Below are 23,775 nucleotides of genomic sequence, written 5' to 3' on the forward strand. Positions count from 1 at the left end.
GCCAGAGGCTACGCGGCGATCGCAAGGAGCTCGGACAAGACGCCGGCGGCCGTCACGTCCGGCCCGGCGCCCGGCCCCATGATGCGGAGCGGCGAGGCGGCGTACCGGTCGGTCGTGATCTCGATCAGGTTGTCGGTGCCTCCTAACATGCCGAACGGGGACGCGGCGGGCACCGCCAGAGGCCGTACGTCGATCTGCGCGCGGCCCGCGTCGGCGGTGATGGTGGCGACGTAGCGGACGCGCTCGCCTCTGGCGGCGGCGGCGCAGGCGCGCTCGCTCCACGCCTGCCCTTCGGCGCGGAGAGCATCCGGCAGGTCCTCTGGCGAGGCCGTGCGGACGGCATCGGAGACCAGGCCGACAGTTCGGACCTCGGCGCGCTCGGCGTGGAGGCGGGCGGCCCGCGCGAGGATCAGCGCCTTGCGGACGATGTCCTCGCCCGAGAGATCATCCCGGGGGTCCGGCTCCGCGTAGCCTCTGGCGACGGCCGTCGCGACGGCGTCAGAAAGGGCGATGCCGCGCTCGACCTCGCCAAACAGGAACGTAAGCGTCCCGGAAAGCGCGGCGCGGATAGAGCGCACGCGGTCGCCGGTAGCGGTGAGGGTCTGAAGCGTGCGGATCACCGGCAGCCCTGCGCCGACGGTCGTCTCGTATCCGAAGTGAGCCGGGCCGCTGGCGCCGAGGTCGCGGAGGCGGTAGAACCGCGCCTGGGGCCCCGCGCACGCCAGCTTGCTCGGCGTCACCACGCTCACGCCAGAGGCGAGCAGGTCCTCGTAGATGCCGCTGACCTCCAGGCTTCCCGTCGCATCGACGACCGCCAGAGGCCGGGGATGGCGGACAAGGGCCGGGACGAGGCGGGAGAGGTCGGGCGGAGCGGACTCGGCCACGAGCGCGGCCAGCGCCTCTGGCGTCACGCCCGAAGCACGGTACACGTGTCCGCGCGTTGTCGCGGCGCCGACGACGCGGACCGGAGCCCGCGAGAGGCCGGCGATCTGGCGGAGCAGCGCGCCACCAACGTGGCCGGTGCCGAAGACGAACACGTCCAGGGAGGGTTGAGCGAGCGGGGCGCCGCTGACGGGAGCGGCGGGGTGCCGGAAAGGAGCAGTGGTCATGGAAGGAATCCAGTGTCGTGGAGGAAAGGGCGAACAAGGGCGTCGAGCGCCTCGAAGTCGATGAGGAAAGCGTCGTGTCCGAAGGCAGAATCGAGTTCGGCGTAGAGGCCGTGTGGGAGGCGTGCGGCGAGATCGCAGGAGGCCTCTGGCGGGTACAGGAGATCCGAGGAGATGCCGACGCAGAGGGCTTCGGCGGTGAGGGCTTCGAGCGCCTCTGGCGCCCGGTCGCGCGCGATGTCGTAGCTGTCCATTGCGTGCGTGAGCGCGACGTAGCTGCCGGCGTCGAACCGATGCGCAAGCTTGTCTCCCTGGTAGCGGAGGTAGCTCTGGACTTGGAAGGGGGCGGCGCCGTCGGATGCAGCGCCAGAGGCTTGGGGGCGCCGGCCAAAGCGCTCGGCGTAGAGCGCAGGGCTGCGGTAGAGCATCATGGCCATCGCGCGAGCCGCAGCGAGCCCGGCCTCTGGCGGGGCCTCGGGCGCGAAATCGCCGCCGCGCCAGAGGCGGTCGGCTCGGATCGAGAGACGCTGCGCCTCCGAGATGCCGATCTGCCACGGCGCGTGCTCGGCACCCATACCGATTAGGAGCAGGCGGTCCACGGCGTCCGTTTCGAGCGCGAGCTCAAGCGCCTGCATCCCTCCCATCGAGCCGCCCGCGGCGAGCGCGACGCGGCCGATGCCGAGGTGGTCCAAGAGGCGCGCGTGGAGCCGCGCCATATCGCGGACGCTGATGCGCGGGAAGCGCGAGCCCAGGCGCCGGCCGCTGGCGTCGAGCGTGCCCGGGCCGGTCGTGCCGTAGCACGAGCCGAGCGCGTTGGCGCAGAGGACGAGGTGCCGCTCCGGGTCGATGATCCGGCCCGGCCCGACGAGGCCCGGCCACCACGCCGCCGCGTCGGCGTCGCCGGTGAGCGCGTGGCACACGAGTACGACGTTCTCGCCAGAGGCCGCCCGGCGCCGGGCCTCTGGCGAGCCCCACGTCTGGTAGGCGACGGTCACGTCGGGGATGGAGTCGCCGGCTTCGGTGATAAACGCTCCGGCGTGGAAGGTGTGCGTCATGGGTGTCGGGCGCGTCGCGGGGTGGTGGCGCGAGCTGGATAGGAGGAGCCCAGGGCGGGAGTCGCACCCGCGCGTAGCCGTTTTGCAGACGGCCGCGTTTCTACTTCGCCACCTGGGCGGGGCCTCTGGCGCCGCCGTGGCGCCAGGGGCGGGAATCACGCCGCGACGAGGGTGGACTGAAGCGCCTGCTCGAAGTCGGCCACGATGTCACCGAGGTGCTCCGTGCCGACGGAGACGCGGACCAGGCCCGGCGTGACGCCAGAGGCGAGCTGCTCGGCGTCGGAGAGCTGCTGGTGCGTCGTGCTCGCGGGGTGGATGACGAGCGTTTTGGCGTCGCCCACGTTTGCGAGGTGGCTCGCCAGGCGGACGCCCTCGATAAAGGCGCGGCCAGACTCGACGCCGCCGTGGAGCTCGAAGCTGAGCACGCTGCCAAAGGCGCCCTCGCGGAAGTAGCGCCGCGCGCGGGCGTGGCTCGGGTGGCTCTCCAGGCTCGGGTGCCGGACCTGCTTGACCGCGCCGTGCGAGGCGAGCCACGCCGCGAGGGCGTTGGCGTTCTGGGCGTGGCGCTCGGCGCGGAGCGAGAGCGTCTCGACGCCCTGCAAGAGCTGGAACGCGTTGAACGGCGAGAGCGCCGGGCCGAAGTCGCGCAGCGCCTCCACCCTCGCGCGGATGATGAACGCGAGGTTGCCCAGATCGCTCTCGGGGTTGAACACGTCGGTAAAGACGAGCCCGTGGTAGCCGTCGCTGGGCTCGGTAAAGAGCGGGAAGCGCCCGTTGCGCCAGTCGAACCGGCCCGCGTCCACGATCACGCCTCCCAGCGACGTGCCGTGCCCGCCGATCCACTTCGTGGCCGAGTGCGTCACGATGTCCGCGCCGTGCTCGATCGGCCGCACCACCCAGCCGCCCTGCCCAAACGTGCTGTCCACCACGAGCGGCACGCCGACGCGGTGCGCGGCTTCCGCCAGAGGCTCGAAGTCGGGCACACCGAGGTCGGGGTTGCCCAGCGTCTCGGTAAAGAAGGCCCGCGTGCGGCTGTCGGCGAGCGTTTCGTAGGCCTCTGGCGTCTCGTCGGGCACGAAGCGCGCCTCGATGCCGAGGCGGCGGAGCGCGACGTTGAGCAGGTTCGTGGTCCCGCCGTAGAGCTTGCTGCTGGCGACGATGTTGTCGCCGGACTGGGCGAGCGTGGCGAAGGTGACGAGGTGCGCCGCCTGGCCGCTGGCGACCGCGAGCGCCGCCGCGCCGCCTTCGAGCGCGGCGATGCGCTTCTCGAACACGTCGGTCGTCGGGTTCTGGAGGCGGGTGTAGATGTTGCCGAACTCCTCCAGGCCGAACAGGCGCGCGGCGTGGCCCGCGTCGTCGAAGACGTACGACGAGGTTTGGTAGATCGGGACCGCGCGGGAGTTCGTGGTCGGGTCGGGGACCTGTCCGGCGTGGAGCTGAAGCGTATCGAAGTGGAGAGGCGTGCTCACGGGGGGCGTGGCTGTCTCTCGGCTACCGGGCCGGGCGCAAAAAAACGCCCCTCCCAGCCTGTGGCCGAGAGGGGTGCAGAAACGCGAGGTCCTAGAGCGTCTAGGGTCGCGCGGTGCGTGCCGCCTCCGGGCCTGGCCGAGCCATGCCACACATCATCATCGCCATGCACATGGCGACGTGGGAGGTGCGGAGGACGGAGGCGGAGCGGGTCACGCGGGGGCGTTTGGATGCGGGCCCAACGTACGCCCCGATCCCGCCGCGGCTTGTGTGGAGACGGCGCGAAGAGAACCAAACCGCAGCCTCTGGCGCCAGAGGCCACGAAAAGAACCCCGTCCCGCGCCCCGCGTTGGCTCTCCATGACGCTCCCTGAGACGCCAGAGGCCCTCCCCCACGCCTTCGCCGCGGCGTGGAACGCGCGCGACCCCGACGCCCTCGCGGACCTCTTCGACGCCGACGCCGAGTTCGTCAACGTTGTCGGCCTGTGGTGGCACGACCGCGAGGCGATCCGCCGCGCGCACGCCTACGGGCTAGAGGTGCTGTTCCCCGACTCCACGCTGCGCGTGACGCGGACGACGGTGAAGCCTCTGGCGCCGGGCGTGGCCGTCGTCCACGCGCGGATGCGGCTGGACGGCCAGACCGCCGTCGGGAGCGTAGAAGCTCCCGGCGTGCGGCACACGGTCTTCTCGTTCGTCGTCCGCGAGGTGGCGCCAGAGGCCTCTGGCGCAGGCGGGTGGCGGGCCGCATCGGCGCACAACACGGACGTGGTCCCGGGCATGGAGACGCACGTGCGCAGCGCCAGCGGCCACCTCCGGGGCGCGGACTACCGCTCCGGTCGCGTCGCGGAGTAGTTCCTAGGCGTCCTCCATCAGGAACGGGAGCGCGTCCGCCAGTTCGTCGGCAAACCGCTCACGCGCGACGCGGAGCGCTTGCAAGGCCCGCTCCATCCGTGCGCTCTCTTTTTCGCCGCGCATCACCTCTCCCAGGGAGCGGCGCGAGATGTCATCCGAGGCGTACACGTCGGCGGTGGTCACCACCTGGCCCACGCGGTCGTCCCAGAGCGTGAGCCGCCCTCCGATCAGGACGAGGTCGTTCTCGCGCGTTGGCGTCCCGCTGCTCGGCGCGACCCCTGTCCGTCCCTCTTGGACGCGGACGGTCACGTTCTCCGCGAGTAGCACGAGACCTCCTCCGAATTGGTCGGGCACGCCTACACGCGGGGCGCGGTAAAAGCGGGTAAACGTCCGAGGCCCCGCGTTCCCTCGCGGACGCTTGATCCGCGCTGCGAAGGCCTGCTCCTGCATCGTCGAGTCCGTGGGCAACGCCCCCGAGGCGACCGTTTCCGCAGATGTCCGCTCCTGGACTGCCTCCATCAGGACGCTCATCGCGTACGCCTCGTACGAATCAATGCCCAGGCTGTCCAGCGGCAGCCGCCTCTGGCGCAGGTTCTTGGCTTCGACGAGATCGGCGGAATCCAACCGAGCGCGCGACGCTCCCGTCAGCCGCGCGAGGGCCGCGCGCTCGGCCGCCAGAGGCCAGTATTCAGCATCTGAGGGCCCCACCGGCACCACGAGAAGCGTGGTGACATCCAGCGGCGGCGGGCCGTCCACGAAGTCCAGCGTTGCGACGGTCTGTACAGAGGGCGCACAGCCGGCGATGAAGAGCACGAAAACGAGAGCAACGAGGCGCATAAACCGGGGAGACAAACGGCCCAGAAGCTAACGATCCTCAGCGCGCGTCCTCGTAAAACGGATTCGAGGGGGGCGTGTCCAGCCCGAGGTACATCCGGCTCATCCGCACGTAGTGCGCCGCGTTGGCACGGTTGCTCTCGACGGCCTCTGGCGCCAGAGGCTTGATGACGCGCGCCGGCGTCCCGAGCACGAGCGAACGGGGCGGCACAAGCGTGTCCTTCGTCACCACGGCCCCGGCGCCCACGATGGAGCCCGCGCCGATCACCGCGCCATCCAGCACGACGGCGCCCATCCCGATCAGCACGTCGTCCTCGATGGTGCAGCCATGGACGACGGCGTTGTGCCCGATCGTCACGCCAGAGGCGATCCGGCACGGGTGCGTGCCGCGCGAGACGTGGACCGTCGCGTTGTCCTGCACGTTGCTCCCGGGGCCGACCTCGATCCAGTGCACGTCGCCGCGGAGAGAGGCGCCGTACCAAACACTGGCGCCGTCGCCCAGCGTGACATCGCCCACAACGGCGGCGCTGTCGGCGACGAAGACCTCGCGGCCGAGACGGGGCGAGAGGCCGAGAAACGAGTCCAGCATAGCGGTGCGGTTGGGTGAGGACGCAAGATCGCCTCAGGCGCCAGAGGCTACCCCTCCAGCCGGACGACGGCGCGGTGCCGGTCGATGGCGACGACGCGGACGCGGCTGCCCGTTGCCACAAACGCGCCTTCGGTGCGCGCCTCGACGCGCTCACCGGCCACGTCCACCACGCCCTCGGGGCGTAGCGGCGTAGCGGCCGTCCCCTGCTGGCCGATCAGGCGCGCCCGCGAGAGGTCCGCCACTTGGTCCGCGTCGGCGTCCCGCCGCAGGCTGTCCGTCAGCACAAAGCGTTCCCAGGCGCCGCTCTCGTAAAGCAAGTAGCCGATCGCGCCGCCAGCGCCGAGCGTCCCCATGAGCGCGAACACGCCGCCGCTGAGCCCGCCTTCCACGAACGCGATCACGACGCCCACGGCCGCCCCTAGCACGCCCATCACGCCGACGACGTTCGTACCGGGCACGAGCGTGACCTCGACCACGACGAGCGCGAGGCCGACCAAGATGAGCGCGATGGGGATGAGCATTTCCATGTCTAAACCGCTGCCGCGGGGGGTGTCGCCAGAGGCCGCACCTCAACCACGGCGCCTCTGGCGCGCGTGACCTCGACGGCGGCGCCGGACTCGACGAACTGGCCCGGCGCGACGACGTCGATCCGGCGCCCGCCGACTTCAGCCGTGCCCGAGGGGCGGAGCGAGGTGATGGCGACGCCCTGCATCCCGACGAGGTTGGAGTCCGTGGCCGCAGACGTGTGGCCTGTGGCCGCCGCCAGGTCCCCGGAAAGGACCAGATGCGAGAACCGCTCAGATCGGGGTAGATACTTCGCTAGCGAGAAGCCGAAGATCACGAGCAGCACCATCGTGGCCGCGAGCGTGGCGCTCGCCCGGGCGATCTCGCCGTCGCTCGGGAAGCTCAGGCCCACGTTGGGAATCAGCGCGATAAGCAACGCGGCGATGGTGGCGATAAGCCCGGATATGCCGAACACGCCAAACCCGGGCGTCACGAAAATCTCCACCATCAGTAAGCCCACACCGACGACGAACAGCGCGATTTCCCACGACGCCGCGAGGCCCAGCAGGTAGTGCGGCGCGAAGAACAAGCCCGCGCCCAAAACCGCCATCGCGCCCGCAAAGCCGACGCCGGGCGTTTGTAGCTCGAAGTAGAGCCCGCCCAGCATCATCATCATGAGCAGCGAGGCCATAACCGGCGAGCCCAGGAACCGGAGCACCTTCTCGGGGCCGCTGGCGCGGTGCGCAACCTCGTCACGGCCGGCAACGCCGACCTCCGCGAGCGCGGCGTCCGCGTTCGAGATCAAGCCATCGGCCACGCCGAGGCGGACGGCCTCATCGGCCGAGAGCGTGAGGAGTTCGCCCTCTTCAACGACGCCGGGGACGCTGATCCGCTCGTCCACCATCGCCTCCGCGATCTTGCCGTCGCGGCCGTTGGCTTCGGCGGTGGAACGGATCATCGCGCGCATGGCGCTCTGGATCTTTTCAGGCGCGTACTCGCCCGTTCCGTTGACTGCCGTCGCAGCGCCCATCGTGGCCCCTGGCGTGACGTAGATGCGGTCTGCGGCGTAGGTGATGAGCGCGCCTGCCGAGATCGCGTTTTTCTCCACGACCGCCACAATCGGGACGGGAGATTCCAGAAGCGACTTCACGATGCGGTCGGCGGCGTCAATGAGCCCCCCGAACGTGTCCACCGTGAGAATCACAACCGAGGCCGAATCGGCCTTAGCGTCTGCGAGCGCGCGGTCGACGTAGGTAGCGAGCGCCGCGTCGATCATGCCGTCGATCGTGACGCGGTAGACCGGCCCAGAGCCGGTCTCCAACGCGGCGGGCTGCGCGAGAACGGGGCCGCTGGCGAGGGCCGCGAGCGCCAGGATCAGGCCCGCTGCGAGGGAATGGAAGCGAGTGCGCATCGTGGATGGAGTCTAGTGACCAGAGGTACGCGCCGCGGCGGTGCGGTGTTGCGGCCTCTGGCGTGGGCGAAGTGTCGCGGAACGCGGCCCGCCAGAGGCCTGGGAGTGGGGCGATATGACGGTACAAATGTGAAGGGCTGTAGTATGTCCCAGAGGTAGGTTGACGGCGTTAACCCCGGGCACCCCCTATGACTCTCGCTAACCCTCTCGGCGCCTACCCCGAGCTTTTCGGGCCGTTCTACGTCGCCGCATTGCTCGGCGCGTACCTCACGGCCGCCGTCATGGGCTACCGGCGGGGCTGGCCGCCCGCCTCGTGGCTGCTCGTCCTGGCGGCGGCCGGGCTGGGCGGCATCGTGGGCACGCGCGTGCTCCCCATCGCGCTAGACGCTGTCCGCGCGCTGATCGACGGCGGGATCGCGCCAGAGGCCTCGGTCAAGCGCATCCCGGGCGCGATCGCCGGCGCCCTCCTTGGCGCTGAGGTGGCGCGGCGGGCGCTCGGCATCCGGCAGTCCGTCCTGGAGCCTCTGGCGTACTCCGGGCTCGTGGCGCTCGTGCTGGTCCGCGTGGGCTGCTTGCTCGCGGGCTGCTGCTTTGGCACGCCAACAGACGGCGTGCTCGGCGCGACGTACGCCAGCGGCTCGTTCGTGCACGGCTTCCACGTCGCCGAGGGCGTCGTTGGCGCCGGCGCGGCGGGGCCGCACGCGGTCCACCCGGTCCCGCTGTACGACATCGTGTTCGCGCTCGGGCTTCTGGCGCTGCTGCCGGCGGTCTCGCGGCGGCTCCGCATCGCGGGCAACCTGTGCTGGGCGACGGTCGGCGCGTATGCCGTGCACCGCTTCGCGCAGGACTTCGTGCGGGCGCGCGAGGTGGAAGCTATTGCCGGCCTCACGTCCATTCAGGTCGCGATGGCCATCACGGCGGTTCTCGCTCTCGGCTGGGTGCTGCTCTCCGAGCGCCGTGCGCGCCAGAGGCCCGCACTAGCCTCCTCGCCTCTGGCGGAGGCGCCGGTCGCGCGGCTCGTCGGTCTCCTGGTGGCGCTTCTCGCGGCGCGCGTGGCGCTGGACGGCTGGCTGACGGCGCCAGAGTCCGTCTCGCTCTTCGTCCGGTTGCTCCCCGCCGCTGGCGCGGTCGCGGTCGTCCTCTGGCGCCACGCCGCGGCGCCGCACCTCCGGTGGACGGCAACGGCCCTCGCGGCGGGCCTTCCGCTCGTGATGGGGTTCCAGATCCTCACGCCAGAGGCGGACTCGACGGGCGCGGACGGCGGCACGGAGCGCTTCACGATGTTCGCGGTGGAGGCGCACGGCGGCACGGGCGTCTACCAGGAGCAAGAGGTTTGCGACTCCAACCTCAACCAGTACCGGACGGCCGGTGTAGGGATCGCGCACGTGACCGTGGACATCGACCGGGCATTCACCCGCGAGTTGGGACTAGGCCTCAGCGGAGGGACGCAGGAAAACGCAGACCCGGGCTCGACGCGGGAGGGCGAGCCTGGCGTGAACACCTACGACGCGCACGCCTACGTCCGGCTCGAAGGCAAGAACTTCGGTGGACACTTCGGCGCCCGCGTTGGCGAGATCACTTACCTGGGCGCGGACGAGAACGACGTGGCGAACATCGCGCAGACGTTCGGCTTCCGCGCCGGCCCCCGCAGATTCCACCTGCAGGGCGGCTTCTTCGATGGCTCGCTGATGGGCTCCCCGGCGCCGGCCGTCCACTTCGGTCTCGGCACAGGCGGGCTCACCGCAGCGGGGCAGGAAGTCCGGTTCCAAGGCGGCTTGAGCGGCTCGGGGGTCTATGCCAGCGGCACCTTCGTCCTCGACCAGTTCCTGATCGAGCCCATCGTCGCGTTTGCAGGCACCGTCAGCGACCAGCCGTACCACGTCGGCGCGCGCGTGCGCTACTCCATCCCCATCGACTGACGGCCTCTGGCGCCGGAGGCTGGACGTCTGCGCCATCTACCGGTGGCTCGGCACGCCAGAGGCCTCTGGCGCTACGGCTCGATAACGACCGGCGTGCCGACCTCGACGATCTCCCAGAGCGCGTCCATGTGCACGTTGCGCAGCGCCACGCAGCCGCGCGTCCACGCCCGGCGGCGTCCGCTACCGGAGCCGTGGATCTCGATCAGGCCGCCGAGGCGCGTGTTCTGCGGCGGCTCGCGGAACTCCCGGTGGGCAGACACGATGGACTCGTACTGCGCCTGCGAGATAAGACCGTCTTCGAGCCCGCGCAGCGCGTGCACCGGCGTCGGGTAGCTGAGCACGAACGCGAGGTAGTAGTTGGAGTCCTCGTTGCGGCGGGTTACGAAAAAGGTGCCTTCGGGGATGCGGTGCTCCTCCTTCTCCAACCGGCCCGCCCGCCGTGTTTTGTCGCCGTCGGGCGTGTTGGAGACGTCGATGGGTAGCTCGCGCCAGAGGTGACCGCCCTGGTAGACGTAGGCGGTGCGGTCGGTTTTGCTGATGCGAATCCAGACGTTGGAGAGCGCGTCGCTCGGCAACCACCCCTCCACCTCGTTCCACGCCACGCGGCTCCACCCGTCGGTCTCTTCCAGCACGCGGACGCCGTCGCGGCGGCGGAGCGTCCGGAGCGCGGCGCCGCCCCGGCTTGCCGCCAGAGGCACGCGGTCTCGGACGACGTACGCCGCGGGCGCGGTTTCCGGCCCTCCACGCTCTGCCATCCGGGCCTCGCGCTCGGCGAACGTCTCGCCACGGGCACGATCGGCTCCCGCAAAGGAACGCGGAGCCTCATCGGCTTGAGCGTGGGCGCCAGAGGCGATAGCGAGGGCGAGGAGCAGGAAGAGCGGGCGCATCATCGGCGGTAGAGGACAGGGCACGGGCGGAGGCGGGCAAGCGGCGTGCCGGGCCTCTGGCGGATCTGCACAGGCAAACGTAACGCGCCGACGTCAGCTATCCGTGCTGAAAAGGCCGGGGGCAGAAACAAGCGCCTGCACGGGGTCCACGCCGTTGGTCTCCAAGCAGTGGAGGTAGGCCTCCCCGACGCCCGCGATCATGCCGCCCTGCGTGACGAAGTCGGCGGCCTCCTTGGCCGCAGGATCGGCGTTCTGAGGCGCGAAACCGCGGCCCGCAGCCAGCAGCGCTCCCACGTCGCCGTCCGTGTCCCCCACGAACGCGATCTCGTCCAGCCCGATGCCTTCGGCCTCCGCGACCCAGCTCAGCGCCTGCGCTTTGGTGAGCTCGGCCGGGACAACATCTACCGACCACGGCGTCGAAAACGGGTGCAGCGCGATGCCGGTCTCCTCGTGGAGCGCCGTTACGAACGCGCGAGCGGCGGGGAGAAACGTGGCGCACTCGCCCTGCCTCGCGCTCACGATGCCAGCCTGCGCCCGCTTGCCGTAGTCCAGCGAAATCCGCGGAGCGCCGGTGACCACCTCGCGCAGGAAGAACTCCCGCACGCGGTCCAGCGCGCGCTCCGTCTCGGGCGTCAGCGCCGGGTTCCACTCGATAGACGCCGCCTGGAGGTCGAACCGCCCGCCGCCGCTCTCGAACAGCGCCGGGCCGTACAGCCCCAACCCCTGCGCAACGGCCTCCACGTACGCATACGCCCGCCCCGAGCAGATCCCGATCCGCGGCCACGCCTCCTCCCCTTCGGCGTGCTGCGCCCACGCGCGGAGCCTCGCGAACCCGGAGAGGTCGAACGGCCGGTATGGCTCGGAAAGGCAGCCGTCGATATCGGAGAGGAACAGTCGGATCACGGGGCTCAGGGTGGGGCGTCCGAAGGTGCCGGGCCGGGCCTCTGGCGTCAAGCGAAGACGGCGTGGGCGTGGGTACTGGGTACTGGGTACTGGGTACTGGGTAAAGCTGTCCCGCGCTCGCCTCTGGCGCCAGAGGATTCCTGGGGCTTACCTGCGAGGTCCTCTTCCCTCGGGAGAGGGACAGGGTGAGGGCCAGTTCAACCGCCAGAGGCCTCTGGCGGGACCCGGAGCCGTCCTGAGCGCCGGGCGTGTGCGACACGCCCCTTCGGGAGGCCGGACGAGCGCTGGAGGCAGAGCGAGCGGCGCGCGACGCCAGAGGCCTCTGGCGGATCAAATCGGGCCGCGGCCCTCCTCACCGCACGTCCGCGATCCACCCGACGGGGTACACCTCAGGCGCCTTTCCGCCCGTGAGCGTTGCCGTGCCCGCGTCGAGCGGGACGTACACGCCAGAGGCGTCGTCCTGCGCGATGTAGAGTTCAAGGCCGATGCCACTCAGCCCGCCGCTGGCGCCGCTGAGCTCCCACGAAAGGGTGCGCGTGCCGCGGTCCCAGCGCGTCTTCAGCGTCGGGAGGTTCGTGCTGTAGGCCCACGTCTCGAATAGCGCGTCGAGGTCCACGCCAGAGGCCTCTTCGAGCTCGGCCTGGAACGAGGCCGTCGCCAGAGGCGCGTCGTCGTAAGCCACGAGCGTGGCGCGGAGCGCGGCGAAAAACGCGGCGTCGCCGACGGTCTGGCGGAGGATGTGGAGAAACGAGCCACCCTTCTGGTAGACCGTGCCCGAGAGCATGGCCTCTGGCGAGGCGAGCGCGTCGGGGACGAGGCGGCGCCGGGCGTCGTCGCGCGAGAGGAGCGCCATGCGGACGAGCTGCTCGCGGAAGGCGGTGCGCCCGTCCAAGCGTTCGTAGAGAACAGCCGTGAGGTACGTGGCGGGTCCCTCGGCGAGCCAGAGGTGGCGCCAGTCGGCGGGGACCACGTCGTTGCCCCACCATTGGTGGACGGCCTCGTGGACCATCACTTCCTCGAGCGCGCCAGAGGCCTCGCCGTAGAGCTGGGTCTGGAAAAACGGCGCGGCGGCGTTCTCCATCCCGGCGTAGACGAGCGGCACCTCGACGGTCGCGAACCGGCCGTAGGGCAGCGGTCCGAGCATTGCTTCCAGCGTGTCCAGGATCGCCGGCGTCCGCTCCAGCGCGCCGACGGCGAGGGAGTCGCCTCGAAGCGTGAGGTGGCGGATGGGCACGCTGCCCGCCTGCTCGGTCACGGCGAAGTCGCCGGCCGCCCACGCGAGCGTGTAGAGGGGCGCGGGCTCGGAGGTGACGAAGCGCCCGCGGCGCCAGCCGTCCTCCAACGTCTCCGCCTCTGGCGTGCCGCTGGCGGCGATCTCCCACGACGTAGGTACCTCCAGCGCGAGGTCCCACACGACCGGGTCGCTCGGATGGTGCACGCCCGGCATCCAGCCCGCCGTGCGCGTCGGCCAGCCGTCGGTCCAGAGCACGGTCCCGCCCGCTTCCGTCTCCTCGCGGTAGAGGCCAGCGTCCGGCGTGCCGCCGTAGACGATCTCGACGAGGCTGCTGTCGCCGCGGACCGGGATCGCGAGGGCGTTCTCCTCGTGCGTGATCTGCACGGGTTGCTGGTTGACGCGCACCAGGTCCACCTGCATCGCGCTGCTCAAGCCGAGCACGAGCGTGCCCAGATCGTTCGGGTGCTTCACGCGGAGTGTGGCGCGGCCGGAGACCGCCAGCTCGGTCGGGTCCACGCGGAGTGCGAGCGTGAGGCGTTGCACGTCCACGCCCGCCTGCGGCTCGGGCACGTCCAGCGCGTCCTCCACGCCGCCTCTAGCGCCGCACGCGCCGAGCGCGAGGCAGAGCGCCAGCGCGAGCCATCGGCCTGCGCGCTCGCCGGGCCTCTGGCGCCAGAGGCCCGTCATCGGTCGCCGCGGACGGCGGCCCACCACACCCAGAGCATCGCCAGAGGCTGGAGCGGGAGCCGCGCCCACAGCACCCACGCGGGCGCGAGCGACGCGAACCGCTCCGCCACCGTCGCCATGTAGATGTTCGCGGGGAAGACCGCCGCCAGGAGCGCGACGAGCCCCCACCCCGCCGCTTTGCGCAGGCGCGGAATCAGCAACCCGACGCCGCCCAGCACCTCGGCGGCGCCACTGACGGCGACGAGGGTCTGGGGAGCCGGAAGCTGCGGCGGGACGATCTGCGTGAACATCCGCGGACGGACGAAATGCATCACGCCCGCGCCGATGAACCCGACAGCCAGGAGCCCGAGAGACGCCTTCTGCGCTCGGCTCATGCGTCCTTCTGCGCCATCATCTCGCGGACGATCTCCTCCGAGATGCCCATGTTGTTGTAGCCGCCGTCGTGGAACAGCGTCTGCATGGTCACCATGCGGGTGTAGTCGCTGAGCAGCGTGACGGTGTAGTCGGCGCACGAGGCCTGATCGGCGTTGCCGAGCGGGGCCACTTTGTCCGCGAAGTCGTAGAGCGCGTCGAAGCCTTCGATGCCGCCGCCGGCGGTCGTCTTGGTCGGGCTCTGCGAGAGCGCGTTGATGCGGATGCTCTTCTTGCCGAGGCGGTAGCCGAAGGAGCGCACGATGCTCTCCAGCAGCGCCTTCGCGTCACCCATCTCGGAGTACGTCGAGAACGTCCGCTGCGCGCCGATGTAGCTCATCGCGACGACCGACCCGCCAGAGGCGATGGCGTCGGCGCGGAGCCCGGCGGCAACCATGCGGTGCAGCGAGACGGCCGAGATGTCCAGCGTTTTCTGGTACCACTCGTACTTGAGCTCCTCGTAGGCCTTGCCCTTGCGCACGTTGAGCCCCATCCCGATGGAGTGGACCACGAAGTCGATCTGGCCGCCCGCGTGGCCTGTGGCCTCGGCGTAGAGCGCGTCCATGTCCGCGTCGCTCGTCGCGTCGGCGTAAACGATGGGGCTGCCGCCGGTGGCCTCGGAGAGCGCGTCGAGCTGGCCGAAGCGCTTGCTGACGGGCGCGTTGGTGAGCACAAAGCGGGCGCCCTCGCGGTGGGCGGCCTCGGCGACGGCCCAGGAGATGGAATCGGGGTCGAGTGCGCCGGAGATGATGCCGGTTTTGCCTGCGAGGAGGCCGTGGCCGTCGGTTGCCATGTCGGGTCTGGAGGTGAGGGGGCCGTAAGGTACCGCAGCCTCTGGCGGACCTGGGCTCTGCCAAGCGCGTCCGTCTCCGCCTCTGGCGCCAGAGGCTGTCCGCACGCCTCTCCGCTGCTCGGAAGGAACCGCGCCAGAGGCCCGCGCGAACACACCGGGCACCTCTCCCCCGCCGCTCATGCCTGGAACCGTCGTCTGGTTCGGCCACGACCTCCGCCTCTCCGACCACGCCGCGCTGGACTTCGCCTCTGGCGCCAGCGGCCCCGTCGTCCCGCTGTTCGTGTGGGCGCCAGAGGAGCACGGCGACTGGGCGCCTGGCGGCGCGCACCGCTGGTGGCTGCGCCAGAGCCTGGAGGCGCTCGACGGCGACCTGCGCGAGAAGGGCTCGCGCCTGACGGTCCGCCAGGGGCCAAGCCTGGATGCCATCCGTGAGGTTCTCGACGCCTCTGGCGCGGATACCGTCGCGTGGCTCACGCGCTTCGAGCCCGCGCTCCGCGAGCGCGACGAGGAGATCCGCGAGGCGCTTGAAGCCGACGGCATCGCGTGCAAGCAGTTCACCGGGCGGCTGCTCCACGAGCCCTCCGAGATCCGCACCACGACGGGCGGCGCGTACCACGTGTATGGCCCGTTCTGGCGCAAGTTCAAGAAGCAGGTGACCGTCGGCGAGCCTCTGGCGGTCCCGCGCCTGGGCGAACGCAAAGCGCCAGAGGCCTGGCCCGACAGCACCCATCTGGACAGCCTCGGCCTCACGCCCGAGCAGCAGGACGGCGTGGACTGGGCCGGCGGCATGCGCGACTTCTGGACGCCCGGCGAGGCCGGCGCCCGCCAGAGGCTCGACCGCTTTCTGGACGTCGCGGTGGACTACGACGACGACCGCAACCGCCCCGACCTCCGCCACACGTCCGAGCTCTCGCCGCACCTCCATTGGGGCGAGATCAGTCCGCGCGAGGTCTGGGCCCGCGGCAACGCCTGGGTCTCGAACGGCCCCACGCGCGACGCCGCCGACAAATTCCTTTCCGAGCTGGCCTGGCGCGAGTTCTCGTACCACGTTCTCCACGCGCACCCGGAGACGCCCACCGAGCCGCTCAAGGAGAAGTTCGCCGACTTCAAGTGGCGCGCCACGCCCGGCTATCTGGAGGCATGGCAGCGCGGACAGACGGGGTATCCGCTTGTCGACGCCGGGATGCGCCAGCTCTGGGCGCTCGGGTGGATGCACAACCGCATCCGCATGGTCACCGGCTCGTTTCTCACCAAAGACCTCCTCGTGCCGTGGCAGGAGGGCGCGAAGTGGTTCTGGGACACGCTCTGCGGCGGCGACCTCGCCAACAACACGATGGGCTGGCAGTGGGTCGCCGGCTCTGGCGCCGACGCGCAGCCGTTCTTCCGCATCTTCAATCCCATCGGCCAGAGCGAGAAGCACGACCCCAACGGTGACTACATCCGCGAGTGGGTCCCGGAACTCAAGGACCTCCCCAAGAAGTGGATCCACAAGCCCTGGCAGGCGCCAGAGGCCGTGCTGGAAAAGGCCGGCGTCGTGATCGGCGAGACCTACCCGGCTCCCATCGTGGACCACGCCGAGCGCCGCGACATGGCGATGGAAGCGTACAATGAGATCCGGTAAGGGTTGGAGTCAGTGGCCAGTGATAGACATCTGACAGAGGCATCTTGCTGGATTCTACTCGTCACTGCCACCTACAATCCATGCCGCGACGACGCACTCGACAGGGCTAGAGTAGCTGGAGGTCTTCGTCTCGAACTGGATGAACCTTGAGATGGGGCGTAGGTCCGGTTTCCACTTTCCCGTGCCGCCGTCTACCTCTGCGTCGATATCGGCGATACGAGGATCCTCTCTGCCGATAAACCGATCCACGAGGGCTAGAAAGATGCGCAGGTCTATTGATTGATCTCCGTACTTCGCGGCCTCGAGTTTCCGGAGGTCTGCGCGATACTTGGGTAGCGTGCTGCGGACTTTGAACTCGACTGCGATCACAAGAGTGTCACCGTCGTCTTTCGGGATTTCCAATACGAGATCCGTCGGACCAGACCCGAGCCTCGTCTCGCGCTTCCACTTGATTTGTTTGCCCTTCTCATACGCTTGGCGCTGAGCAAACTCTTTCCCGACGAGGTAAGCATAGGCCAACTCTGGGATAGAGAACACCCCATCATCCGTGAGAGCACGGATCTCAGCATCTTCGCGCTGAGCTACATAGACGGCGGCAGTGTAGAGGTCTTGAGCGATGGAGTCCATATTTCCTCTTGCTATCGGCCTCTGGCGCTAGATCAGTGGATAGTCTGCGTCCCGGTCCTTGATGACGCGCACCTCGCCCGGCCACTCGATGCCGAACGCGGGGTCGTCCCAGCGCACGCCGCCAGAGGCATGGGGTGCATAGGCGGCAGAGATCATGTAGAAGACCTCGGAGTCGTCTTCGAGGGTCAGGAAGCCGTGAGCGCAGCCCTCGGGGACGTAGAGCGCGTGGCCGTTGTCGGCCGTCAGTTCCGCGCCGACCCACTGGTGGCGTGTTGGGGAGCTCTCGCGCAGGTCCAGGCACACGTCGTAGACCGCGCCGCGCGTGCAGCGGACGAGTTTGGCCTCCTCGTGCGGCGCGCGCTGGAAGTGCATCCCACGGAGCGTGCCTCTGGCGTGATTGCGCGAGACCGAGCACTGCGCCCATTCGGTTGCCATGCCGCCAGAGGCGAACGTCTCGGCGTCCCAGGTGCGGGAGAAGCCGCCGCGCTCGTCCTCGTGCCACTGCGGGGTGACGAGGACGCAACCTGGGATTTTCGTGGGGTGGAGGTTCATGAGTTCCGAGTTCCGAGTTCCGAGTTCCGAGTTCCGAGTAAAGCTGCCTCGCGCTCGCCTCTGGCGCTAGAGGCTTCTGCTCCACGCTGTGGACGAGAGCAGAGGAGCCCAATGCTCTCTCGCATCTCTATTCACGTATCACGCAGCACTAGTGCCCGAAGCGCCAGAGGCCCGCGCACCTGCGGCCTGACCTAAAACACCTCCACCTCGGGGATGGGCACGACGAACTGGCCGCCCCACTCTCGGACGGCGCTCATCTGCTCCGCGATCTCCGTCTGGAGGTTCCACGGGAGGATGAGCACGTAGTCCGGCTTCCGCTCGAAGATGGCCTCTGGCGCGAAGACCGGAATGCGCGAGCCCGGCAGGTAGGTGTCTTGCTTGTACGGGTTGCGGTCGACCACGAACTGGACGAGATCGGGCTTGATGCCGCAGGCGTTGAGCAGCGTGTTGCCCTTGCCCGCCGCGCCGTAGCCGGCGACGGTTTTGCCCTCGCCAGCGGCCTTCAGAAGGAAGCTCAGCAGCGCGTGCTTGGTGCGCGTCACGCGGTCCGCGAAGGCGGCGTAGGTCGCGTCCTCGTCCACACCCCACTCGGCCTCTTGCGCGCGGAGCCGCGCGACGCTCGGCGCCAGAGGCGTGCTGTCGTCGTCGGCGTGGCGGGCGTAGATGCGGAGCGAGCCGCCGTGTGTGGGCAGTTCGTCCACGTCGAACAGCGTGAGGCCGTGGGCCGCGAACACGCGCTCGGCGGTCGTGAACGAGAAGTAGGAAAAGTGCTCGTGGTAGATCGTGTCGAACTGGTTGCCCTCCATGAGCCGCACCAGGTGCGGGAACTCCAGCGTCGCCACGCCGCCGGGGTTGAGGAGCGCTTTGATGCCCGCGACGAAGCTGTTCAGGTGCGGCGTGTGCGCCAGCACGTTGTTGCCCGCGATCAGGTCGGCACCGATGCCTTCAGACCGCATCGCGCGAGCCTCGTCCTCGCCGAAAAACGCCACGCGCGTCGGCACGCCAGAGGCCACCGCGGCCTCGGCCACGTTCGCGGCGGGCTCCACACCCAGACACGGGATCCCGGCCTCCACGAAGTTGCGCAAGAGGTACCCGTCATTGCTCGCGAGTTCGACCACGGTGCTGCTTCCGTCCAGCCCGAACCGCGAGATCATCGACTCGGCGTAGCGCTTCGCGTGCTCCAGCCACGAGGTCGAGAACGACGAGAAGTAGGCGTACTCGGTAAAGATGTCCTCTGGCGGGACGACTGCGTCGATCTGCACCAGGCGGCACGGCGAGCACACGAACGCGTGGAGCGGGAAGACGGCCTCTGGCGCCCAGCGGCGCTCCGGGGACACGATGCTCTGGCACGGCGGGTGCATCCCGAGGTCCGCGACCGATTGCGCCAGAGGCGTGCCGCAGTGGCGGCAATCGAGGCCCGGGTCGGAGTCGAGGGAGAGCGCGGCAGGCGCGGATTCGGTGGCGGTCATGGATCGATGTTCGGTCGTCAGTGCTGTCGATATACCTGAAGGATCAAGCCCGTAGGGGCGTATCGCATACGCCCGCATTTTCGCATGTGCCTGCATTCTGGCGCCAGAGGCCTCTGGCGGAGGCGCCCATCGCGCCAGAGGCGAATCAGGCGGGGATGGCGTCGGCCCAGCGGAGGTCAGGCTGTAAGCGGCCCGAGTCGAGAAGAGACTGGAGGTGCGCGATGCGGGAGTAGCGCGGGCCCTCGAAGGTCTCGGGCTGGAGATCGAGCCCGGCGAGCGCGTCGCGGACCTCGCGGACGCCATCGCGCACGGTCCACTCGGGAGTCCAGCCTAGGCGCTCGGTGATCTTGTCGAAGGCGACGCGGTACGATCGCGCGTCCGGGCTCGCGCCCTCGGCGAACGTCACGCGCGTGCCGTCCACCTCCTCCCCCACGATCTCCGCGACCTCGCGGATGCGGTAGTTCTCGCTTGCCGCGCCGACGTTGAACGCCTCGCCGCTCACGGCCTCTGGCGGGGCGTCGAGAGCAGCGCCGAACGCCGAGCACACGTCGCGGACGTGGACGAGCGGGCGCCAGGGGCTGCCATCGCTCTTCATGCGGATCTGGCCTGTGGCCATCGCCCAGGCGGTCAGGTTGTTGACCACGAGGTCGAACCGGAGGCGCGGGCTCACGCCGTAGACCGTCGCGTTGCGCATGAAGACGGGCGCGAAGGAGTCCGTCGCCAGAGGCTTCAGGTCGCGCTCGGCGAGCACTTTGGCCTCGCCGTACGGCGTGACGGGGTTGAACGGGGCAGTCTCGGTCACGGCGTCCTGCCCGGCGGCGCCGTAAAGGCTGCACGAGCTCGCGAACACGAAGCGGCCGACGCCGGCCTCTCGCGCCATCTCCGCCAACTTCACCGTGGCGCGGTGGTTGACAGCAAAGGTGAGGTCTGGGTCGAGGTTGCCGAGCGGGTCGTTGCTCAGGTTCGCGAGGTGAACGACGGCGTCGAAGCCGTCGAGGGAAGCGGGCGTGATCTCGCGGACGTCGGCCTGCGTGGCCACCGGCGCCAGAGGCTGAGGCCCGAAGGCGCAGGCCGCGAAGAGGCCGCTGTCGATGCCGTGGACCTCGTGGCCCGCGTCGCGTAGAGTCGTAGCCATGACGGTACCGATGTACCCGTCGTGGCCGGTAAGGAGGATGCGCATACGTGGCAATGTCGTGCACCCGAGGCGGAGCGAAGACCGTGCCGCCAGAGGTGCCGCGCCGTAGGCTCGCCTCTGGCGTCGCGAGAGGCGACCGGCGCGCGGGACAGATACAGAAACGCCCGGTGTGTAGTGACACCGGGCGTTGGATCGGTCGCAGCCGGGAGCGTTACGCCTCCGAGAGGTAAACCTCGAAGTTGTCGCCGTCGAGGGAACGGCTGTTCACCACGTGCGCGTCCTCAAAGTTGCGGCGCATGTAGTTACGGATGCCTTGCACCTCGTTCTTCGTCGCCTTGAAGACGAGAACCTCGCCCTTTTTGAGATCCGCGAACCGCTCGCCGATCGGGCTGTACTTGCTGCGGCGACGACCGCGCGTGGACTTGCGGTTGCTCGCCTCGTCCGCGCTGATGGTCTCGAACTCGAACGCTTTGGATGATTTTGACTTCGCCATGATGTGCCTCTGGTAGTGGGTAATAGCCGAATGAGTTCGGCGTAACGCGCAAGGTACCGTTTCCGGTTCCTAAACAGTGCGAGTTAACGTAGATCCGCGAGGCACACACCCACCTTGTCGCAGTATCTCACCGAATGTTCTCCGCCGACGGTTCTCCAACCTCGCGTTAGGCGTTGCTCCCGACCATCAACGTATACAAAAGGGGCGCGGCGCCTCAGCGCCACGCCCCTCTCTGTGCCTGAATGGTAGGCCGCTACGCGGGCTGCGCTGCGTGCACTGCCCCATCGCCAGCGGCGGCGAGTTCCTGCTCCATGGCCTCGCGGGCCATCTTGTCACGTACCTGCGCCTCGATCCAGTTGTACGTGCGGGCCATGCCCTCCTCCAACGTGATCTTCGGCTCCCAGCCGAGGACTTCGCGGAGGCGGTCATTGTTCGAGTTGCGGCCACGGACGCCCATCGGGCCGTCGATGTGGTTCTTCTGGATCTCGACGCCAGCGGCATCGGCCACAATGTCGACGAGCTTGTTGATGCTCACCATGCGGTCACGGCCGAGGTTGAGCGGCTCCTTGTAGTCGCTCATCATGAGGCGGTACACGCCCTCGGTGCAGTCGTCCACGTGCATGAACGAGCGGGTCTGCTCGCCGTCGCCCCAGACATCGATGGTCGGCTCGCCGGTGAGCTTGCCGACGGCCACCTTGCGGCACATGGCCGCTGGCGCCTTCTCGCGGCCGCCGTCCCACGTGCCGAGCTCGCCGTACACGTTGTGGAAGCGGACCGTGCGGGTCTCCATGCCGTAGTCGCCGGCGTAGTAGTGGCAGAGCAACTCGGTGAAGAGCTTTTCCCACCCGTAGGCATCCTGCGGCGCGGCCGGGTAGGCGTCCTCCTCCTTGAGCGGGACCACGTCCGCCGAGGTCTGGAGGTGCTCCGGGTAGACGCACGCGCTGGACGTGTAGAAGTAGCGGCTCACGCCCCCCTTGCGGGCGGCCTCCAGCGTGTGCGTGTTGATGAGCACGTTGTTGTGGAGGATCAGGCTGTGGTTGGCCGAGATGAAGCCCATGCCGCCCATGTCCGCCGCGAGGGCGTACACGTGGTCGATCTTCTGCCCGTCGGGCGCGGGGCGCATGGCCTCCAGGCAGTTGTCCCACCGGCGGAGGTCGAGCAAGTCGAACTGGTCGGCGTCGGTGGCCTTGTACTCGGGCTCCTTGATGTCCACGCCGCGGACCCAGTAGCCCTTGGCTTTGAGGTACGTGACGAGGTGGTGGCCGATAAAGCCGCCAGCACCTGTGACGAGGACGCGAGTGTTCTTGGGGTCGTGGTCGATGTTCATCTCGTGTGGCGAAGGTGAGATTCCGCGGCCCGCAATCGTGGGCCAGGGGACGTGAATGTACCGGGGGAGGCGGCGCTGTGCGTTCTGATGCGAGAGCTATGCCGTCGGGGCCGAGACCGCGTTCTGCTGCCTCTGGCGGAACCGCTGCGCGGCGAATCCGCCCATAAACCGGGGGACGATGCGCGAGTAGCGGCGCCAGAGGCGCTTGGGCTCCATCGCGAGGCGGAAGGCCCACTCTAGGCCGGCCTGCTGAATCCAGCCCGGCGCCTGCGTGAGCAGCCCGGCGTGGAAGTCGAACGCGGCGCCGACGGCGAGGCAGACCGCGCCGATGCGGTCGGCGTGCTCGGCGGCCCACCGCTCCTGGCGTGGGCAGCCCAGGCCGACAAAAACGATGCGGGCGCCAGAGGCCTTGAGTTCCTGCACGAAGGCCTCGTCCTCTTCGGGCGTGAGCGCACGGAAGGGCGGCGAGATGGCGGAGACGATCTGAAGGCCCGGCGCCTTTTGCGGGAGGTTGGCCGAGAGCGCGTCCAAGACCTTCTGGCTGGAGCCGTAAAACGCGACGGGCACGCCTCTGGCGGCGGCGCGCTCGGCAACGGCGAGCGTGACGTCGGGGCCGTAGACGCGGTCCTTCTGATCCACGCCTAGCGAGCGCATCGCGCGGACCACGCTCATGCCGTCCGGCACGTTGAGGTCGGCGCCGTTGAGGACGTCCATGAACGACGGGTCGTCCTGCGCTTCGATGGTGCCGTGGGCGTTGGAGAAGCAGGCATAGCGCGCTTCGGCGCGAGAGGCCCAGCCGAGGATCTCGTCGGCGGCCTCGTCGGTCGAGCGGGCGTCGAAGCGGACGCCGAGGATGTGGGCGGAGTCGGTCATGGGTCGTCGGGGTCGGTCGTCCGGGAGCGCTGCGACGGGAAGCGCCGCGGCCTCTGGCGCCAGAGGCGGTCAGGAGCGCTGGAAGTTGAGGCCGAGGTAGTTGTCGGGGCCGGGGACGACGAGGTTGCGGAAACGGCGCAGGCCCAGCGCGAAGTGCGCGAGCGTGGCCCAGGCGCGGAGCCGCTGGCGAGGCGCAAGCGGCACGCGGCGGATGGCCGTCACGAAGTCCGCCGCACGACCGATGGAAGGCAATACCGGGCTAGAATGTTCAGATCCCGATTCGTATTCGAGGTAGTCGGCGCGGCTCATGTGCCGCGCGCTGCCGCCGTGCAGCCGGTGATCGAACAGGACCGGGTCCACGTACAGCATCGGCCCGCGCAAGAGGAGCTCGGCGCAGAGCGCGTCCTCCACGCCGGGGAGGTCGAACGGCTTGGTCTTCGCGAGCGCGTCGGCGCGCAAGAGGCCGTAGATCATCCACTCCCCCGCCTTGACGCGCAGGAAGCTTCCGAATCGCTCGGCCGGCTCGGGCGCGGAGAGCAACCGCATGGTCTCGGGCGTCCACTTCCACACGTCGGTGGGCGAGGCGATAAAGCCGCCCGCGTCCTCGCGGTAGGGATAGACGTCGCCGTCGCCGTCGATCAGCCGGATTGCCGAGTGCGCGCCGACGGCCTCTGGCGCGGCGTCCAGCGCGGCGAGACACGCGGCGAGGTAGCCGGGGTGCGGGCGGTCGTCGTGGGCGGCCCACTTGACGAAGGGCGCGCCGCTGGCGACGGCGAGCTCGGCGGAGCGGTTGAAGTTGCCGTTGGCGCCGAGGTTGGCGGCATTGCGGACGTAGCGGATCCGGGGATCGCCAGAGGCCGCCGCCTGCACGATCTCGGGCGTGGAGTCCGTGCTCGCGTTGTCCGTCACGAACGCGACCCACCGCGTCTCGGTCTGCGCCTGGAGCGCGCGGAGCGCTTCGGCGAGGTAGGCTTCCCCGTTGTAGACGGGGACGGCGAACGCGACGCGGGGACTCTCGGGCGGCATG

General features: G+C 69.4%; 24 protein-coding genes and 1 tRNA gene. 3 read left to right on the plus strand and 22 right to left on the minus strand.

Annotated elements, in window-relative coordinates; genetic code table 11:
- Window positions 1-8 precede the first annotated feature (8 nt).
- From BSZ36_RS10175 to BSZ36_RS10190, 4 genes are all read right to left on the minus strand, one after another.
- Complete coding sequence (locus tag BSZ36_RS10175) at window positions 9-1,109, minus strand: homoserine dehydrogenase family protein (RefSeq protein WP_094548560.1); 1,101 nt, start codon at window positions 1,107-1,109, stop codon at window positions 9-11.
- Window positions 1,106-2,161 (minus strand): homoserine O-acetyltransferase MetX, encoded by a 1,056-nt coding sequence (metX, locus tag BSZ36_RS10180; protein WP_094548562.1) that lies wholly within the window; start codon window positions 2,159-2,161, stop codon window positions 1,106-1,108. The genes BSZ36_RS10175 and metX overlap by 4 nt, the downstream gene beginning before the upstream one ends.
- A 46-nt stretch (window positions 2,162-2,207) precedes the next feature.
- Window positions 2,208-2,279, minus strand: a tRNA-Cys gene (locus BSZ36_RS10185).
- A gap of 37 nt (window positions 2,280-2,316) precedes the next feature.
- On the minus strand, window positions 2,317-3,630 hold the full coding sequence (locus BSZ36_RS10190; protein WP_094548564.1) for an O-acetylhomoserine aminocarboxypropyltransferase/cysteine synthase family protein: 1,314 nt from the start codon (window positions 3,628-3,630) through the stop codon (window positions 2,317-2,319).
- A 357-nt stretch (window positions 3,631-3,987) separates the two neighbouring features.
- Here BSZ36_RS10190 and BSZ36_RS10195 point away from each other — a divergent pair, with 357 nt between their 5' ends.
- Window positions 3,988-4,479 carry an SgcJ/EcaC family oxidoreductase gene (locus tag BSZ36_RS10195; protein WP_094548566.1) on the plus strand — a complete coding sequence of 164 codons (492 nt, stop codon included), beginning with the start codon at window positions 3,988-3,990 and terminating at the stop codon, window positions 4,477-4,479.
- Between the two features lie 3 nt (window positions 4,480-4,482).
- Here the strand turns inward: BSZ36_RS10195 and BSZ36_RS10200 are convergent, their stop codons facing one another.
- Genes BSZ36_RS10200 through BSZ36_RS10215 form a run of 4 tightly spaced genes read right to left on the minus strand, consistent with a single transcriptional unit; the run spans window position 4,483 to window position 7,817 of the window.
- The gene (locus BSZ36_RS10200; protein ID WP_094548568.1) at window positions 4,483-5,316 is read right to left on the minus strand and encodes a hypothetical protein; all 834 of its coding nucleotides are present in this window, start codon (window positions 5,314-5,316) and stop codon (window positions 4,483-4,485) included.
- A 37-nt stretch (window positions 5,317-5,353) separates the two neighbouring features.
- On the minus strand, window positions 5,354-5,902 hold the full coding sequence (locus BSZ36_RS10205; protein WP_094548570.1) for a gamma carbonic anhydrase family protein: 549 nt from the start codon (window positions 5,900-5,902) through the stop codon (window positions 5,354-5,356).
- A gap of 47 nt (window positions 5,903-5,949) precedes the next feature.
- Window positions 5,950-6,429: an NfeD family protein gene (locus BSZ36_RS10210; RefSeq protein WP_094548572.1), complete on the minus strand. Its 480-nt coding sequence runs from the start codon at window positions 6,427-6,429 to the stop codon at window positions 5,950-5,952.
- A 2-nt stretch (window positions 6,430-6,431) separates the two neighbouring features.
- A complete protein-coding gene (locus tag BSZ36_RS10215; RefSeq protein WP_094548574.1) occupies window positions 6,432-7,817 on the minus strand; it encodes an NfeD family protein in 1,386 nt (461 codons plus the stop codon).
- 188 nt (window positions 7,818-8,005) lie between these two features.
- Between BSZ36_RS10215 and BSZ36_RS10220 the strand changes: the two genes are divergently transcribed.
- Window positions 8,006-9,736: a prolipoprotein diacylglyceryl transferase family protein gene (locus BSZ36_RS10220; RefSeq protein WP_094548576.1), complete on the plus strand. Its 1,731-nt coding sequence runs from the start codon at window positions 8,006-8,008 to the stop codon at window positions 9,734-9,736.
- A 71-nt stretch (window positions 9,737-9,807) separates the two neighbouring features.
- Here the strand turns inward: BSZ36_RS10220 and BSZ36_RS10225 are convergent, their stop codons facing one another.
- From BSZ36_RS10225 to BSZ36_RS10245, 6 genes are all read right to left on the minus strand, one after another.
- The gene (locus tag BSZ36_RS10225; RefSeq protein WP_094548578.1) at window positions 9,808-10,626 is read right to left on the minus strand and encodes a L,D-transpeptidase; all 819 of its coding nucleotides are present in this window, start codon (window positions 10,624-10,626) and stop codon (window positions 9,808-9,810) included.
- Between the two features lie 90 nt (window positions 10,627-10,716).
- The gene (locus BSZ36_RS10230; protein ID WP_179271126.1) at window positions 10,717-11,526 is read right to left on the minus strand and encodes an HAD family hydrolase; all 810 of its coding nucleotides are present in this window, start codon (window positions 11,524-11,526) and stop codon (window positions 10,717-10,719) included.
- A 197-nt stretch (window positions 11,527-11,723) separates the two neighbouring features.
- Window positions 11,724-11,882 carry a hypothetical protein gene (locus BSZ36_RS19400; protein WP_179271127.1) on the minus strand — a complete coding sequence of 53 codons (159 nt, stop codon included), beginning with the start codon at window positions 11,880-11,882 and terminating at the stop codon, window positions 11,724-11,726.
- Entirely contained in the window at window positions 11,879-13,447 is a 1,569-nt protein-coding gene (locus BSZ36_RS10235) for a M1 family aminopeptidase (RefSeq protein ID WP_094548582.1), read from the minus strand. Before BSZ36_RS10235 ends, BSZ36_RS19400 begins: the two co-directional genes overlap by 4 nt.
- The gene (locus BSZ36_RS10240) at window positions 13,444-13,821 is read right to left on the minus strand and encodes a DoxX family protein (protein ID WP_094548584.1); all 378 of its coding nucleotides are present in this window, start codon (window positions 13,819-13,821) and stop codon (window positions 13,444-13,446) included. The genes BSZ36_RS10235 and BSZ36_RS10240 overlap by 4 nt, the downstream gene beginning before the upstream one ends.
- A complete protein-coding gene (locus tag BSZ36_RS10245; RefSeq protein ID WP_094548586.1) occupies window positions 13,818-14,651 on the minus strand; it encodes an enoyl-ACP reductase FabI in 834 nt (277 codons plus the stop codon). Before BSZ36_RS10245 ends, BSZ36_RS10240 begins: the two co-directional genes overlap by 4 nt.
- 178 nt (window positions 14,652-14,829) lie before the next feature.
- On the opposite strand from BSZ36_RS10245, the gene BSZ36_RS10250 reads away from it, so the two are divergent.
- Window positions 14,830-16,272 carry a cryptochrome/photolyase family protein gene (locus BSZ36_RS10250; RefSeq protein ID WP_094548588.1) on the plus strand — a complete coding sequence of 481 codons (1,443 nt, stop codon included), beginning with the start codon at window positions 14,830-14,832 and terminating at the stop codon, window positions 16,270-16,272.
- Window positions 16,273-16,326: 54 nt separating this feature from the next.
- Here BSZ36_RS10250 and BSZ36_RS10255 read toward each other — a convergent pair whose 3' ends face one another.
- From BSZ36_RS10255 to BSZ36_RS10290, 8 genes are all read right to left on the minus strand, one after another.
- Complete coding sequence (locus tag BSZ36_RS10255; RefSeq protein WP_094548590.1) at window positions 16,327-16,899, minus strand: hypothetical protein; 573 nt, start codon at window positions 16,897-16,899, stop codon at window positions 16,327-16,329.
- Window positions 16,900-16,926: 27 nt separating this feature from the next.
- Window positions 16,927-17,451: a dTDP-4-dehydrorhamnose 3,5-epimerase gene (gene rfbC / locus BSZ36_RS10260; RefSeq protein WP_094548592.1), complete on the minus strand. Its 525-nt coding sequence runs from the start codon at window positions 17,449-17,451 to the stop codon at window positions 16,927-16,929.
- A 191-nt stretch (window positions 17,452-17,642) separates the two neighbouring features.
- Entirely contained in the window at window positions 17,643-18,920 is a 1,278-nt protein-coding gene (locus BSZ36_RS10265) for a class I SAM-dependent methyltransferase (protein ID WP_094548594.1), read from the minus strand.
- A gap of 145 nt (window positions 18,921-19,065) precedes the next feature.
- Window positions 19,066-20,100, minus strand: coding sequence for an NAD-dependent epimerase/dehydratase family protein (locus tag BSZ36_RS10270; RefSeq protein WP_094548596.1), 1,035 nt, complete (start codon window positions 20,098-20,100; stop codon window positions 19,066-19,068).
- Between the two features lie 166 nt (window positions 20,101-20,266).
- Window positions 20,267-20,548, minus strand: a complete 282-nt coding sequence (locus BSZ36_RS10275; protein ID WP_094548598.1) for a hypothetical protein — start codon at window positions 20,546-20,548, stop codon at window positions 20,267-20,269.
- 253 nt (window positions 20,549-20,801) lie between these two features.
- A complete protein-coding gene (locus BSZ36_RS10280; RefSeq protein ID WP_094548600.1) occupies window positions 20,802-21,875 on the minus strand; it encodes an NAD-dependent epimerase/dehydratase family protein in 1,074 nt (357 codons plus the stop codon).
- 96 nt (window positions 21,876-21,971) lie between these two features.
- A complete protein-coding gene (locus BSZ36_RS10285) occupies window positions 21,972-22,748 on the minus strand; it encodes a WecB/TagA/CpsF family glycosyltransferase (RefSeq protein WP_094548602.1) in 777 nt (258 codons plus the stop codon).
- A 69-nt stretch (window positions 22,749-22,817) separates the two neighbouring features.
- The gene (locus BSZ36_RS10290) at window positions 22,818-23,774 is read right to left on the minus strand and encodes a glycosyltransferase family 2 protein (RefSeq protein WP_094548603.1); all 957 of its coding nucleotides are present in this window, start codon (window positions 23,772-23,774) and stop codon (window positions 22,818-22,820) included.
- Between the last annotated feature and the right edge of the window lies 1 nt (window position 23,775).

It is taken from the genome of Rubricoccus marinus (genome assembly GCF_002257665.1).
GTDB lineage: Bacteria > Bacteroidota > Rhodothermia > Rhodothermales > Rubricoccaceae > Rubricoccus > Rubricoccus marinus.